This window comes from Flavobacterium sp. (assembly GCF_044368625.1).
GTDB lineage: Bacteria > Bacteroidota > Bacteroidia > Flavobacteriales > Flavobacteriaceae > Flavobacterium.
Genome location: NZ_JBIPPD010000061.1, coordinates 1 through 15,357 on the forward strand (window position 1 = coordinate 1; position 15,357 = coordinate 15,357).

Consider the following 15,357-nt stretch of genomic DNA (forward strand, 5'->3'; position numbering starts at 1 on the left):
TAAAAAAAAACTGCTATAATGAAAGTAACTGTTAAAGGTCATACAACTCTGATTAAAGATTCGACGGATGATTTGGAAGCGTTTGTTGCCAAATTGACCCACGAAATCCACACTTTTAAAGAACAAAATTTAATAATTGACTTGTCGCACTACGAAACTGTTGATAAAAAACAGGTTCTTTTGTTGAAGCCGCTTTCAGTTACACATAAAAAAAACAAAAAGTCGTTTGCAGTTGTAGTTTCCGCAACAGATTTCAACGCTTTTAGTGCCGCTTTCACAGTGGTTCCGTCCGTACTTGAAGCACATGACATCATTGAGATGGAAGAAATTGAACGCGATTTGGGTTTCTAAAACACTAATTTTACTAAAAATATTACTTTGAACTTAACTGTATTAGGTTGTTATGCCGCAACACCTCGAACGATAACTAATCCCACTTCGCAAGTTTTAGAAATGCAAAATCGATTGTTTTTGATTGATTGTGGCGAGGGAACTCAGGTGCAGTTGCGAAAAAATAAAATTAAGTTTTCTAAGATTAATCATATTTTTATTTCGCATTTGCATGGCGATCATTGTTACGGTTTGATTGGTTTAGTATCCACTTTTATGTTGCTCAATCGAGAGAACGATTTACACATTTATGGTCCCGAAGGCATTAAAGAAATTATCAAATTACAACTTCGTTTATCCAACTCCTGGCCAGTTTATAAATTAATTTTTCACGAATTGACCTCACTCGAAAGCGAGGTTATTTTTGAAGATAAAAAAGTAATTGTAAAAACAATTCCGCTCAAACACCGAGTATATACAAACGGTTTTCTGTTCCAAGAAAAAATAGGCGAACGAAAATTGAATATCAATGCGGTTCAAGAATATGAAATTGACAAATGTTATTTTCAAAATATTAAAAACGGAAACGACATTACATTAGAAGATGGCAGGATAATTCCAAACAGCAAACTTTCTTTCGATGCCTTGCCTCCAAAAAGTTATGCATTTTGTTCCGATACAATTTTTGACGAAACTATTGTACCCCTAATTCAAGACGTGGATGTGTTGTACCACGAGTCGACGTTTTTAGAATCGGAGGCCCATCTTTCCGGAAAAACCATGCATTCGACTGCCAAACAAGCCGCCATTATTGCGCTAAAAGCAAATGTGAAACAGTTGATTTTAGGGCACTACTCAACGCGTTATCCCTCGATAGAAATATTTCAGGAAGAAGCTCAAACGATTTTTGCAAATGTTTTACTCGCTGATGATGGAAAGAGTTTTACCTTTGAGTAAATTACTTTTTGAAACAAAAAACACCTTTTTTTTACAAAAAAAAACATTATGAAAGATTTAAGCGATTACCGAAAATCCTATGATAAAGACCAGTTGATTGAAACCAATATTCCTGCGGATCCTATTGCGTTATTTCAAAAATGGTTTTATGAAGTGGACGAAAGTTCGGAGATTGAAACTAATGCAATGACCATTTCGACCGTTGGATTGGATGGATTTCCAAAAGCAAGGGTTGTTTTACTCAAACGCTTTAATGAAGAGGGTTTTGTGTTTTATACCAATTATAATTCTGAAAAAGGCAAGGCAATTGCTGCAAATCCAAATGTTTGCTTGTCTTTTTTTTGGCATTCGCATGAACGTCAGGTAATTATCAAAGGTATTGCCCAGAAAGTTTCACCCAATATTTCGGACGGCTATTTCGAAAGCAGACCTGACGGAAGTAAACTAGGTGCGATTGTATCCAATCAAAGTGAAATTATCGAATCCCGACTGGTTTTAGAAAATAAATTAAAAAAACTAGAAGAAGCGTTTGACGGAAAGGAAATTCCCCGACCTGAATTTTGGGGAGGCTTTATTGTAAATCCCGTTTCGGTAGAGTTTTGGCAAGGTAGACCAAACCGCTTGCACGACCGAATTCGCTACCAACTTCAAGAAGATTACAATTGGAAAATCGATCGATTGGCTCCATAATCTAAAAGTTGTTAATTGTTTTGTTTTTTGTTTCAAAATTATTAGTAAATTTAGATATTAAGTACATTTTGTAAAAAAACAAAACAAATGAAAAATCTAATTTTAATCAGACATTCCAAGTCAAGTTGGGATTTGCCGTCTACCGATAAAAAACGACCATTAGCAAATAGGGGAGTCGAAGATGCTCATTTAGTTTCTTCTCATATTAAAACATTTTTGCCTAAGAAAAGTATTATTTGGAGCAGTACCGCAAAACGTGCCAAAGATACAGCCACCATTTTCATGCAAAACATGACATACCCTCTGGAGAGCATTATATTTAAAGAAGAACTCTACACTTTTGACATGCACGAATTGGCCAAAATCATCAAAACCTGCAATAATAGTTATGATTGTGTTATAGTTTTTGGACACAATGAGGCAATTACCGATTTTGTTAATAAATTTGGGGATACTTTTATTGAAAATGTTTGTACCTCGGGCTTTGTGTCGATTGATTTTGACATTGATTCTTGGGAAAATATCGATAAAGGTCATACTAAAAAAATAGTTTTTCCTAGAGATTTAAAATAAAATGGCTGAGAATAGGTATATAGATAGAGAAAAAAGTTGGTTATCATTTAATGCACGTGTTTTACAAGAAGCGGGAGATTCATCGGTTCCGTTATTGGATCGGTTGCGATTTTTAGGTATTTTTTCCAATAATTTAGATGAATTCTTTCGTGTTCGATTTGCGGCAATTCGAAGATTAAGTCTTTCGGGCGTTTCGGGCGTTAAGATTTTAGGCGGTATTTCTGCTGAAAAATTGCTTAAAGAAATTACCCAAATTGTCATTCAACAACAATCGGAGAGTTTGCGAATTTTGAGTAATATCGAAAAAGAACTCGAAAAAGAAAATGTCTTTATTATCAACGAAAATGAGATTTCTGCCGACCAACAAAATTTTGTTAAAGATTTTTTTATCCAAAGAGTCAGTCCCGCATTAGTGACCATCATTTTAAATGACCTCGCTGAATTTCCTGTTTTAAAAGATACTTCGGGTTATCTAGCTATAAAACTTGTGATGAAACCTAAGGCAAAATCGTCCTCTATTTTGAGTATGGTTAAATCCCCTAAGCCTGAAATTCGTTATGCGATTATCGAAATCCCAAAAACCGTGAACCGCTTTGTCGAGTTGCCTAAAAACAACGAAAAGCAATACATTATTTTACTTGATGATGTAATTCGGTACAACCTCAAACACATTTTCAATATTTTCGATTTTGATAAAGTGGAAGCCCACATGATCAAAATTACCCGAGATGCCCAACTTGAAATCGACAGTGATTTGAGTAAAAGTATGCTCGAAAAAATTGCAACCAGTGTCAAAGACCGCCGTATTGGCGAGCCAGTGCGTTTTGTGTACGATCAATCGATTGGTAAAGATACTTTGAAGTTTTTTCTATCGAAAATGAATATTGATTCCACCGATAGTATCATTCCTGGAGGAAGGTACCACAACCGTAGGGATTATATGGATTTTCCAAATTTGGGTCGTTTTGACTTATTGTACCAAAACAATTTACCGCTACCTGTTGAGGGATTATCGCTTGAAGGAAGTATTTTGGAACGTATAAAGCATAAGGATTATCTTGTAAACGCTCCGTATCAGTCGTATGCCTATATTATCAAATTTTTGCGTGAAGCAGCTTTGGATCCAAAAGTTACGTCTATAAAGATTACATTGTATCGTTTGGCAAAAAATTCTCAAATCATCAGTTCGCTGATAAATGCCGCTAAAAATGGTAAAAAAGTGACGGTTCAGATTGAATTGCAAGCCCGTTTTGACGAAGCAAGTAATATCAATTATTCCGAACAGATGCAGTTGGAAGGAATTGATTTGATTTTTGGTATAAAAGGGTTGAAAGTACACAGTAAAATTTGTATGATCGAACGAATGGAGGAAGGAAAAATTCACCGATACGGAATTATTTCAACTGGAAACTTCAACGAATCGACAGCAAAAATTTATACCGATGTGACACTTTTTACAAGTCATCAACAAATTTTAAAGGATGTTTCGCGCATTTTTGAATTTTTTGATATCAATTACCGATTACACCGTTATAAGCATTTGATTGTTTCTCCGCATTACACACGGTCGCGATTGACACGTTTGATTGATAAGGAAATTATGAACGCTCATTTGGGTAAACCTGCCTATATGAAGTTGAAAATGAATAGTTTATCCGACTTTAAAATGATTGATAAGTTGTATGATGCGAGTCGGGCAGGAGTAAAAATCCAGTTGCAAGTTCGTGGTATTTGCAGTATTATTCCTGGTGTAAAAGGGATGAGCGAAAATATCGAAGCAATTAGTATTGTCGACAAATATTTGGAACACACACGCGTTTTTATTTTTGGGAACGATGGCGATCCTGAAGTTTATATTTCATCTGCCGATTTTATGACACGAAATTTAGACGGTAGAGTGGAAGTAACTTGCCCAATTTATGATGCAGAAATTAAAAAAGAACTGATTGATAACTTTGATATTGGCTGGAAAGGCAATGTAAAAGCACGACTTCACTCGGAAAATTTAGATAATAAATACCGCATTAGGGGTAGCAAACCTATTTTTAGAGCACAAGTTGAAACCTATAATTATTACCGAGATAAACTGGAAGTTACTACAGAAAAATTATAATTAATCCTATTCGCAACACTTTATGTTAATTATTAAAAAATACGCTGCAATCGATATTGGCTCAAATGCCATGCGATTGCTGATTGCAAATATTGTTGAAGAAGAGGGAAAGGCAACTCAGTTCAGCAAAAGTTCGTTGGTTCGTGTACCGATTCGTTTAGGTCAAGATGCATTTACGGTTGGTGAAATTACCAATGAAAATATCGAACGAATGATTGATGCGATGAAAGCTTTTAAATTACTGATGAAAGTACATCGTGTGGAAAAATATATGGCATTTGCTACATCGGCAATGCGTGAGGCTTATAATGGGAAAGAAGTTGCTGAGTTGATCAAGAAAAAAGCCGACATCAAAATTGAAATTATTGATGGAAAAAAAGAAGCCGCAATCATCGCTTCTACCGATTTGAAATTTTTATTAAAAACAGAAGAAACCTATTTGTATGTAGACGTTGGTGGCGGTAGCACTGAATTTTCGTTATTTGACAATGGAAAAATGATTGTTTCCAAGTCGTTTAAGGTCGGTACGGTTCGATTGTTAAATGGAATGGTGCACGACGTGGTTTGGCTTGAAATCGAGAAATGGATTAAAACCAATACCCGAGAATACGACCAAGTAACGCTAATTGGTTCAGGCGGGAATATCAACAAGTTGTTTAAAATGTCGGGCAAACAGCAAGAAAAACCTTTATCGTACATGTATATAAATGCTCAATATACCACGCTGAATTCCTTGACGTACGAACAACGAATTTCGGATCTTGGACTTAACGCCGATCGTGCCGACGTTATTATTCCTGCCGTAAAAATTTATTTAAATGCGATGAAATGGAGTGGTGCTCGAAACATTTACGTGCCTAAAATTGGACTTTCAGACGGAATTATCAAAGCGATGTATTACGGTAAAATCTAGATATGTAAATCAAATAGCTTGCGCAAAATTTCTAAATTTGGGTTGATTTCATTCAACCTGTTGTAACGGTCTTGCGGTGTAAAAGCTCTTCGAGAACTTATTTCTTCATTAACAACTACTTCAATAGTGATGTCGTGGTTGTGTAATTTTCCGCGTAAAGCACCTAGGAGTTCATATTTAACACTTTCAAATTCGATTTTAGAACCTTCGTTGGGTAATTCATGAATGATGGTGGTTCCTTCCAGTTTTGGATCGTTTAATAAAAGCAGCGACTCAATAATTTTTTGACCTTTATGACCTTTGTTTTCGGCAAATTTGGTCCAAATCAGCAGCATATCTGTTTCTGAAAAAGGTTCTGTTGGTAAGTCTACGTGCTGTTTTTCGGTTGTGCTTTTATTCTTTTCCAGTTCGCGTTTCGCTCGAATACTCGAAAGCGATAAAGCAGAAACTTTGGAAAGTTGTGGTGTGTCATTCGGTTCTGAAACAACCGCTTTCGGTTGCTCAGGGACTTCAGTGGAAACAGGAAATTCCTTAATTTTTACTTCTTGTTTTGAAACTTCAACATGAACGGTTTCGGGATTGGCCACATCAATTTCCAAAACCCGACTAAAAAAATGCGATGGAGGAATTATATACCCGTCAACTTTTTTTTTTCTCCATCAAAAGTGATAGAGGCGAGTTGCATCAAACAAAGTTCTACTAACAAACGCTGATTTTGACTGGTTTTATATTTTAAATCGCATGAATTGGCCAATTCAATTCCTTGTAACAAAAAATCTTGTGATGCCCGTTCCGATTGATCAAAATAACTCTTTTGGGCCTGTTCCCCGGCTTCTAAAAGCTTTAAGGTTGCGGGTGTTTTTGAAACCAATAAATCCCTGAAATGCGAAGCCAATCCTGCAATAAAATGGTGGCCGTCAAATCCCTTCGACAATATATCGTTGAAAGCGATTAAAACTTCGGGAATATTGTTTGCCAAAATCAAATCGGTGAATTGAATGTACGTTTCGTAATCCAAAACGTTTAAATTTTCAGTAACCGCCTGACGCGTTAGATTTTTTCCACAATACGAAACCACACGATCAAAAATTGACAAAGCGTCACGCATTGCACCATCTGCTTTTTGAGCAATAATGTGCAAAGCATCGTCTTCGTAATTAATTCCCTGACTTTTGGCTACTTCCATCAAGTGCTCTTTGGCATCTTTGACGGTAATTCGCTTGAAATCGAAAATTTGACAACGAGAAAGAATAGTGGGGATAATCTTGTGCTTTTCAGTCGTCGCTAAAATAAAAATAGCGTGTTTAGGTGGTTCCTCTAGTGTTTTCAAAAAGGCATTGAAAGCCGCTGATGAAAGCATGTGCACCTCATCAATGATGTAAATTTTATATTTTCCTGTTTGGGGAGGTATCCTTACTTGGTCAATCAAATTCCGAATATCGTCTACAGAGTTATTGGATGCGGCATCCAATTCGAATACATTAAAAGCAAAATCTTCGTTCGGATCGTCGTAACCGGGTTGGTTGATTTTTCGTGCCAAAATTCGGGCACAAGTTGTTTTTCCTACACCTCTCGGGCCTGTGAACAACAAAGCCGAAGCCAAGTGATTGGTTTCAATGGCGTTGAGTAAGGTATTGGTAATGGCTTGCTGCCCAATCACATCTTTAAATGTTTGAGGACGGTATTTACGAGCCGATACAACAAATTCTTCCATAAAAAAGTTTTGGAAAGCAAATATAGTTTATAATAGGTAGAATTTGAAATTTAAAGAAGTAAGTTTTTGCAGAAAATTTTAACCTTACAATCACTGTAATTTTTTTTCTTACAAAGTAAAATCTTATTGTTTTAAATTACCTGTAATGCAGTGCTATTTGACCTATTTGCCCTAAAATTTTAAAAGAATCTTTGAATGAAAGTTTTGAACCATCCATGTGTACCCACCGATTTAAAGGTTTTTCGCATAATAAAGTTCGAGCTGTTTCTAAACCATATTTTTTTCTCATACGCATAAAAATTTCAACATCAAACAACCATTTAGTTAAGAATTTAGTTTGAAATGTATCATCAACAACGTCTTTAGTCATAATTTTAGCACCACATTGTGTGTCCTTAAAATCCATTCCTAATGTTTTTCTGATAATAAAATTAATTGTTTTACTAATTATTGCTCTTGCAGATTCTTTTTCAATATCAGCACCCATTCTTGTAATTCTAGAGCCGATTACAATTTTAAAATTTGAGTTTTTAATTGTGTCAACTAAAGTATCAAAATCTTCAAAATTAGTAGATAAATCGGCGTCTAAAAAACCGATATAATCAAATTGTTGTTGTTTGGCCAAATGCAACATTCCTAAACGAACCGCTTCTGCTTTGCCGCCATTTTGTTCGCAATTGTAAACACTAATTCTACCTTCGTTTTGCGTCTTTAATTTATATAACACATCTAAAGTATTGTCTTTGCTTCCATCATTGACAAAGCACAAATGATAACTCAAGTTTGAATTCACAAATTTTTGAAAGTCTTCACTTATCAATCGCTTTTCTTCATTGTAGCATGGAATAACTACTCCAATAACTTTATCTTGAATGAATTTATTTTTATTAACGGGGCTTGAGGTTTTACTTGTTCCAATTAATCGCTTGACTCTTATCCCAATTTCATTTAAACTGACCGGTTTTTTTAGATAATCGGTAGCTCCTAATGCAAATCCTTTTTCTATAATATCTTCGTTATTATTACCGGACAGTAATATAACGGGAGTTTCATGCTTTTTTTCATTTTTAATGTATTGAACGATATCTAAGCCTGATCTATTGTTTTTTGAATCATCGTGGTTGTTGGCTACAATTTCGCCGCTATTTTCAGGCATATTAATATCTGCAATGACCAAATCAAGGGCATAACTGTCGTACTTTTCTTTAGCATCATTTACAGAGTTTGAAGTCATTACTTCGTAACCCAAATCATTTAAACACTTTTTTAAAGAAAGCAATACAAGTTCTTGGTCGTCTACTATTAAAATTTTCATATTGAAGCTTTATTTATAGTTTATTTTTTTATTGGTAATTCAATTACAAATATACAGAGTTTCACGAGATTACTTTTAAGTTTTAGACCAATTGTAGTATTTATATCGACGAATGAAAAGTAGATGTAGATATATATAATTCGACTATTTATTGTTTATTCCTATATTTACATCATCAAGAAAGCACTTTTAGTTTGTGAGAGAAAAATCGAATAAATATTTACTAGCGGCATTATTAATTGGATTGGTTTTCCATGGAAGCGCTATTTTCTTTACTTTGGAAAATACGTATGATGCCTTAATTCATTTATTCTTTGGAAATCATTATGCAAATAGTTGGTTTGAACCCTGGAATTACAGTTGGTACACCGGATTTACCGTTATGGGTTATCCGCCTTTAGTGCATCAATGTATTGGATTGCTATCGTTTATCGGTGGATTAAAATTCGGATTGTTTACCGTTGCTATCATTGGTATTCTGCTTTTTATTACAGGTGTTTTTAGATTTTCTCTTCTTATTACAGGCAATCGAAATGTAGCTGGATATGCTGCTTTATTGGCTGTTTTTTCGTCGTCGTTTGTTGAAACACTTCATATTTTTGGTCAATTGCCAAGTATTGTCGGGATTTCTATTTTAATGCATGCGTTACCAGAAATTTATCTTTGGATAAAAACGGGTAAAAAGAAATACTATTTCACCTCTATTTCCCTTATTGCAGTTACTGTTTGTTCACATCACGTTACACCTTTATTCGGAATGATATTCTTTATCTTACCATTAATAGGTATGACTGTGATGGATGTAGCTCGTGAAAAAGTGGATTCGTATAAGGAGGTAACCATTAAATTATTTGTGCTAACGGCATTTTCATTATTAAAAAGGATGATTGCCTTTGGATTTACAGCTGTATTTCTAATCGTATTTTGTATACTTCCCTATTGGATTAACTCAAAGAAAAATCCAATTACGCAAGTACCAATTCCGCATGGAAGTCGTGATAATTTTCTAGAAGTAACTTCATCTGGATTGATGTTTTTTGTTATTCCTTGGGGAATTTTATTGTTTTTGTTACCTTATATATTTTATAGATATTACAGCAAACGCTACATTTTCTTTGGATTATCGATAACATTATTAAGCGTTTTGGGAACTGGCGGAACTACTCCTATTCCGTTGAAAGTTTTGGGTGACAATGCCTTTAATATTTTAACACTCGACCGATTTACGCTTTGGGCAGCCATAATGAGTTTACCAATGTTTGGCGAATTTGCCTACCGTTTAGTAGAAGGCGATTTACGAAACAACCTTCAAGAACGATTTGGATCGGTGTATTATAAAATTCTTTCAGGATTATTTGCTGGTTCGTTTTTATTTATGTCGATTTTTACGATTACTTTGGGTTATTTTCGTCCGTTTCAACCCCAAAAAATCAATACGTTACCTATTATCAATTTCTTAAACCAAGACCAACACGATCAATGGCGTTATTTACCTTTGGGTTTTGGCGATCAAATGGCAACATTGTCTTATCAAACCAAAGCTTTGACTGTTGATGGAAATTATCATTCGGCACGACGATTGCCCGAACTAACTTCTCGTGCGGTTGAACGTTTGGAAAATTCAAAATTTAGAGGTTTAGAAGGCATTGGTTCGTTGCAACAATTTTTAACGGTTCCAGAAAAATACAATCTGAAGTATGTTTTTTCTAATGATAAGTTTTACGATCCAATATTATATTTCTGCGGTTGGCATCGATTAACACAGTTGGAAAACGGAATTATGGTTTGGGAAAAACTCAATGTTCCGCCATTGTCTAAAATTCTTCCATTTGAGGATGTGCCGCTGTATCAAAAATTGATGTGGGGAATTATTCCGCTACTTACAATTATTATCGCTTTTGTTTTGAACGTACAAATGATTTTATATCAAGCTTTAAAACTGAAACCAATTACGCAACCCGATTTTTTCAAATTTGCTGTTGATTATAAAAAGTTTCCAAGAAAGCTGGTTACTATTCTTCATCTTTGGACAGGAATGGTTTTGCTAATCATCTTTTATTTTGTCTATCAATTTTACATCAGCAATTCGTCGCAATTAAGTCCGAAAAATGTTATAAAAGCGTATTATGATGCAATCGATTTTAAAGAATTTGAAAAAGCACATTCCTATTTAGATCCAAACGGAAACAAATCGTTATCGCAATTTATGTTGGAAACCGCTGTTCAAGATGGTATTTTAAATTCGTATGGCAAAATGGATGCCATTGACATTCAAATTGTAAAACAAACTAAAAATTCAGCCAAAATCATTGCCAAAACCAAATGGGTAACACCTATAGAAATCATTGAAAAAAACTACACGCATGAAGTGATAAAAGAAAAAGGCAAATGGTTTATTGTTCCCAATAAAATAGATTTGGATATTCCACCAGATCAATTTCTTGCCAATAATGGAACCGAGTATTTCAAACACGGAAGACGTGCTGTTTCGACACAAATGACGTATCACGATGATGTTTTGAAACAACCTGTTTTAGAAATTTTATCGGCGAAACTCATTCAATATAATAAACAATACATTATAATTGGTGAAGTTCAAAATGTCGATAATATTCCAGCCGACGTGGTTTTGAAAGCTACTTTATATGATAAAAACGACAAGAAATTGGCATCATTCAATGCAAAATATGAAATCAAACACAAATTGATGCCCAAAGAAATCACCAGTTTTAAAGTTAATTTCGAAGACATTGCATGGGCAAAAAACACGGATGTAAAACCAAAAACATTCAATCCAAACGAATTTTCTCCATTAGAGATTAAAGAAAATCCTGTGACATTTGACATTCAATGCGCTGGAAATGTTGCCATAAGCGATTTGTATACACAAGTAGCCCTTTCTGATTTTGCCATCGAAAACAATCACATCAAAGGAACTTTATTTAACTTCGGAATTCAAGAAAGCACGATTGCTGAAATTTTGGTTTCGTATTATAATGACAAAAAAGAACTGATTTATGTAGATCATTTCTTTATGCGTGAAGGTGTTCGTGTGCAACGCAAGAATTATTTTGACTTTGAATTGCTGAATTTAAAAAATTGCAAAACACTAAAATCATCTTTAGAAAATTGCTTTGTAAATGGTTTGGCCAATGCGTCAATTTCTAAAGCAGTGGTTCCAAATAGAAAAGCTTCTCAAAATGAGGAACAATTACAAAAGGTAAAAGGTAACGGATTTGATTACATCAAAATCGAAATTAATAATTATATGGGAAATCCAAGATAATGAAAAAAGCAATTTACATATTGTTTTTATTGAGTACTTTGCTCCTTTTGGCATTCGGAACTGCTTTGGTTTCGGATAAAAAAGCATCGTTTGAATTGGTTTCGAAAACTAAAAATTTCGTCGCTGGAAATTCGATTGAACTAGAATTTCATCCGAATGCTGAAAGTGAAAAACCGCAACTTTTCATCATTCATTCCTACGGAAAAACATTACTAGACGCAACCCGTGAAAAAGGAAATTACATTTTTAAAATCCCTGAAAATTATTGCAATAAAACAGGTGAAATTTCTTGGTTTTTAATCCACGAAAATGAAACCATAAAATCAGGAATTTTTGAAATTCTGCCCAACGATACAACTAAAACTGTTGTTGAAAATTATCTTGGCCCAAGAACTATTCTAGCTGGCGGAAAAGAATTCACGATGATGGTAACTGTTCCAACCGATGGTTTTGACAATCCGAAAAAAGAGGACACCAATGTAATTTTGAAACATCAATTTTTGCAAAATGTTACCAATCTCAATTTAAAAACGAAAAACTTTATTGCTTGGTACGATATTTATTCTCCAACAAAATCAGGAAAAATGTTGGTCTCAACAGAATGTGACAACATCGCAACCAAAGAAATTGAAAGCGAAATCTATCCAAATATTGCAACCAATTTTACTATAGATTATAAAAGAAATCACGAGTTTGCCGATGGAAATCAGATTACGCATTTTACAACTTCTAACATAAAAGACCAATATGGAAATACCGTTAGCGATGGTACTTTGGTTTCGTTCATCATCAAAACTAAAAACAATTTGGTATTGAAAACTTTTGGAACAACCGTAAACGGTATTGCTTCAGCTCAACTATTGCATCCAGAGCATCAACAAGTATATTCTGTGAAAGGATTTGTAACCGGAATTGCCGAAAGTAATTCAATCACCATCATTTACAAACCTATTATTTCGACTTTTAATTTTTCTTTTTCAAATAAAAATAGAACGCTAAAAGTTGGACCAATAACAAGTTTTATGAATCAATTGGTTCCTGATGGAATAAAAGTAATTGTAAAGATTTTCCATAAAGATAAATTAGTGGCAACTTTAAAAGAAGAAACCTCCAAAGGAATAGCAACTTTTGAACTTTCTGAAGATTTTTATAAAGAGAAAAATTATCGTTTTGAAATCACAACATTAGGCATATCCAAACAAACAGAAACGCTAAACTATGAGCTTCATAAATAATAAAAACACCATTCGTACCGTCTTGCTTAGCTCATTTATTTTACTAAATGTGCTGTTGCTTTTTGCTTTGAGTAGCATTTTAGAATATTTAAATACCGGTGCCGATAGAACTTCGATGTTGCATTTGGAAAAAGAAACTGTGAATACTTATTTACCAAAAGTTATTTGGGAAAAACTGAATAACGTGGGTAGAGAAATGGAGCAAAATACCTTAAAAACAATTGAAAAAGACTATTTATTTTCATGGTACATCAAAAATAAATCGTTAGAAAACAATAAAAAAAATGGCATAGAAGATTATTACACACAAAATGCTCGAGTGAATTTGTACAACAGCATTGATTATAATTTGAAAAACAAAATCACAATTGAAAGTACTACTTTAAAACACAATCCGAAATTAGAATTTTATAGTGAAGACGGACAACAAGTGGTTTTTACCGATAAAAATGTCATCGAATTTCAAAAAGTTTTTAAAGACAAAAAACTAATTTCAGAAGTTCAAGATACGGCAACCTACAAAGTTTTGATGTTGTTGGAAGATGGTTTTTGGCGCATTCGTCACATTCAAAAAATGAAACCTGAACCAATTAAAAAAGACACTTTGAAAGTCAATCCAGAATTTAAAGTTGTTGGGAAAAAGATAAAATATGATAATGCCGATTTTATAAGTAAAGGGATTAATTATTATCCTAAAAATTCGGCTTGGGATACTTTTGGCGATCGATTCAACAAAGATACCATTGCAAAAGATTTTGATATTATCAAAAAATCAAAGCTGAATTCGATTCGGATTTTTATTCAATATGAAGATTTTGGTAAAGCAGATATTAAACCTGAAAAACTAGAAAAACTGAAAACGTTATTGGATTTAGCAGAAGCAAAAAACCTGAAAGTTGTGGTGACTTTATTTGACTTTTACAGTGATTATACTTTAGAAAGTTGGACATTAACTAGTAGACATGCTGAAAAAATTGTTACTACCTTTAAAGATCATAAAGCTATTTTGGCTTGGGATATTAAAAACGAACCGAATTTAGATTTTGAAAATCGAGACAAAAACAATGTATTGAATTGGTTGCAACAAATGATCACTGTAATTAAAGAAAATGATCCGAATCATTTGGTTACAATTGGATGGTCGAATTCGTATGAAGCAACTAATTTAGAAGATAAAGTTGATTTTGTTTCCTATCATTTTTACAACGCCATTGACGATTTTGAAAAAGAATACGGAATATTAGATAAAGCAACTAAAAAACCTATTGTTATTCAAGAATTCGGAGTGCCGTCTTACAGAGGTTTATGGAATTGGACGGGTACTACTCAAGATGATCAAGCCGAGTACCATAAAAAAATGCAAGAATTATTCAAAAAGAACAATCTTGCATTCATGTCATGGACGTTGTATGATTTTCCAGCTGTACCTGATCAAGTGGCAGGAAAATGGCCTTGGCAGAAAAACAGGCAGAAAAAATTTGGTTTTATCGATGAAAAAGGAAAAGAAAAACCTGCTTTTTTATATATTTCAAACTAACGATTTTCCTGTTTTATGCATTTCAATTTCTTTGAATTTTTCAATATACATTTCAACAATTTTATCCATTGAAAGTGCGCAAGCTGCTTTGTAATTAGTTTCAGCTACAAGTCTTCTGTAATTATCATCATCTAAAATAGTACTGATGGCTTTTGCTAATGAAGAAGCACTTTCTGGATTAAAGAATTCCCCTTTGTAACCTTCATCTTGAACGAGTAAGGCTAAGTCACCTAAGTCGGGGATAACTACCGCTTTTCCGTAACTTCCGGCTTGGTGTAAAACTCCTGAACTTCCGGTTGTAGAGGTATATGGAAATGCAACTATAGCACTCTCAGTAAAAATACGCTCTACGTCATTCTCTTCGACATAACCTGTAAAAGTGATACCTTCCACGTGGGCATATTTTTCTTTAACCGATTGTAAATAGCCTGGCGTATTTGGACTGTCGGTTCCTGCAATAACAATTTCAATTGGTTCGTTATTAGTTTGTCGAATCAATTCAACGGCGTCAATTAGAATTTCAACTTTTTTATAGGTTCCAAATTTTCCAAAGGCCATTACTTTTTTTGAACCAACAGGCAAATCAAAACTAACATTCTTAGGCGTTTCAAAAGAACCATGCGGAATTAATGCAACATTATTCGTTTTGTATTTTGCATTTAAAATAGCCACATATTTATGAATAGTTACTGCA

At 34.0% G+C, this 15,357-nt stretch carries 13 protein-coding genes; 9 read left to right on the forward strand and 4 right to left on the reverse strand.

The genetic code is table 11. The features are described from left to right. Positions 1-18 precede the first annotated feature (18 nt). The 6 genes from ACIQ2X_RS06645 to ACIQ2X_RS06670 all read left to right on the forward strand — a co-directional run bounded on the left by ACIQ2X_RS06645 (position 19) and on the right by ACIQ2X_RS06670 (position 5,576). Positions 19-351: a ribonuclease Z gene (locus ACIQ2X_RS06645; protein ID WP_396178143.1), complete on the forward strand. Its 333-nt coding sequence runs from the start codon at positions 19-21 to the stop codon at positions 349-351. 27 nt (positions 352-378) lie between these two features. Next, entirely contained in the window at positions 379-1,287 is a 909-nt protein-coding gene (locus ACIQ2X_RS06650; protein WP_396178144.1) for a ribonuclease Z, read from the forward strand. Between the two features lie 48 nt (positions 1,288-1,335). Continuing rightward, positions 1,336-1,977: a pyridoxamine 5'-phosphate oxidase gene (gene pdxH / locus ACIQ2X_RS06655; RefSeq protein ID WP_396178145.1), complete on the forward strand. Its 642-nt coding sequence runs from the start codon at positions 1,336-1,338 to the stop codon at positions 1,975-1,977. A gap of 87 nt (positions 1,978-2,064) precedes the next feature. Beyond that, complete coding sequence (locus ACIQ2X_RS06660) at positions 2,065-2,550, forward strand: SixA phosphatase family protein (RefSeq protein WP_396178146.1); 486 nt, start codon at positions 2,065-2,067, stop codon at positions 2,548-2,550. A gap of 1 nt (position 2,551) precedes the next feature. Next, positions 2,552-4,663, forward strand: coding sequence for a polyphosphate kinase 1 (ppk1, locus tag ACIQ2X_RS06665; RefSeq protein ID WP_396178147.1), 2,112 nt, complete (start codon positions 2,552-2,554; stop codon positions 4,661-4,663). Between the two features lie 22 nt (positions 4,664-4,685). Beyond that, positions 4,686-5,576, forward strand: coding sequence for a Ppx/GppA phosphatase family protein (locus ACIQ2X_RS06670; protein ID WP_396178148.1), 891 nt, complete (start codon positions 4,686-4,688; stop codon positions 5,574-5,576). Here the strand turns inward: ACIQ2X_RS06670 and ACIQ2X_RS06675 are convergent. From ACIQ2X_RS06675 to ACIQ2X_RS06685, 3 genes are all read right to left on the reverse strand, one after another. After that, positions 5,573-6,175, reverse strand: a complete 603-nt coding sequence (locus tag ACIQ2X_RS06675) for a DNA polymerase III subunit gamma/tau (RefSeq protein WP_396178149.1) — start codon at positions 6,173-6,175, stop codon at positions 5,573-5,575. The two genes, ACIQ2X_RS06670 and ACIQ2X_RS06675, sit on opposite strands and share 4 nt — an antisense overlap. A 29-nt stretch (positions 6,176-6,204) precedes the next feature. Further along, positions 6,205-7,290: a DNA polymerase III subunit gamma/tau gene (gene dnaX, locus ACIQ2X_RS06680; protein ID WP_396178150.1), complete on the reverse strand. Its 1,086-nt coding sequence runs from the start codon at positions 7,288-7,290 to the stop codon at positions 6,205-6,207. Positions 7,291-7,426: 136 nt separating this feature from the next. After that, positions 7,427-8,605, reverse strand: a complete 1,179-nt coding sequence (locus tag ACIQ2X_RS06685; protein WP_396178151.1) for a glycosyltransferase — start codon at positions 8,603-8,605, stop codon at positions 7,427-7,429. 196 nt (positions 8,606-8,801) lie between these two features. Here ACIQ2X_RS06685 and ACIQ2X_RS06690 point away from each other — a divergent pair, with 196 nt between their 5' ends. From ACIQ2X_RS06690 to ACIQ2X_RS06700, 3 genes are read left to right on the forward strand one after another with little or no spacing between them, the layout of a single operon-like run. Then, a complete protein-coding gene (locus ACIQ2X_RS06690; RefSeq protein WP_396178152.1) occupies positions 8,802-11,891 on the forward strand; it encodes a hypothetical protein in 3,090 nt (1,029 codons plus the stop codon). Beyond that, on the forward strand, positions 11,891-13,126 hold the full coding sequence (locus ACIQ2X_RS06695) for a hypothetical protein (protein ID WP_396178153.1): 1,236 nt from the start codon (positions 11,891-11,893) through the stop codon (positions 13,124-13,126). The genes ACIQ2X_RS06690 and ACIQ2X_RS06695 overlap by 1 nt, the downstream gene beginning before the upstream one ends. Next, positions 13,110-14,663: a glycoside hydrolase family 2 TIM barrel-domain containing protein gene (locus ACIQ2X_RS06700; RefSeq protein WP_396178154.1), complete on the forward strand. Its 1,554-nt coding sequence runs from the start codon at positions 13,110-13,112 to the stop codon at positions 14,661-14,663. Before ACIQ2X_RS06695 ends, ACIQ2X_RS06700 begins: the two co-directional genes overlap by 17 nt. Here the strand turns inward: ACIQ2X_RS06700 and ACIQ2X_RS06705 are convergent. Further along, on the reverse strand, positions 14,655-15,357 hold a 703-nt coding region (locus tag ACIQ2X_RS06705), incomplete at its 5' end, for a glycosyltransferase (RefSeq protein ID WP_396178155.1). The two genes, ACIQ2X_RS06700 and ACIQ2X_RS06705, sit on opposite strands and share 9 nt — an antisense overlap.

What these genes read in the sequence shown, in the direction of transcription:
- ACIQ2X_RS06670 (WP_396178148.1), top strand. Translation starts at nt 4,686, where the DNA reads ATGTTAATTATTAAAAAATACGCTGCAATCGATATTGGCTCAAATGCC.
- ACIQ2X_RS06695 (WP_396178153.1), top strand. Translation starts at nt 11,891, where the DNA reads ATGAAAAAAGCAATTTACATATTGTTTTTATTGAGTACTTTGCTCCTT.
- pdxH (WP_396178145.1), top strand. Translation starts at nt 1,336, where the DNA reads ATGAAAGATTTAAGCGATTACCGAAAATCCTATGATAAAGACCAGTTG.
- dnaX (WP_396178150.1), bottom strand. Translation starts at nt 7,290, where the DNA reads ATGGAAGAATTTGTTGTATCGGCTCGTAAATACCGTCCTCAAACATTT.
- ACIQ2X_RS06685 (WP_396178151.1), bottom strand. Translation starts at nt 8,605, where the DNA reads ATGAAAATTTTAATAGTAGACGACCAAGAACTTGTATTGCTTTCTTTA.
- ACIQ2X_RS06700 (WP_396178154.1), top strand. Translation starts at nt 13,110, where the DNA reads ATGAGCTTCATAAATAATAAAAACACCATTCGTACCGTCTTGCTTAGC.
- ppk1 (WP_396178147.1), top strand. Translation starts at nt 2,552, where the DNA reads ATGGCTGAGAATAGGTATATAGATAGAGAAAAAAGTTGGTTATCATTT.
- ACIQ2X_RS06660 (WP_396178146.1), top strand. Translation starts at nt 2,065, where the DNA reads ATGAAAAATCTAATTTTAATCAGACATTCCAAGTCAAGTTGGGATTTG.
- ACIQ2X_RS06645 (WP_396178143.1), top strand. Translation starts at nt 19, where the DNA reads ATGAAAGTAACTGTTAAAGGTCATACAACTCTGATTAAAGATTCGACG.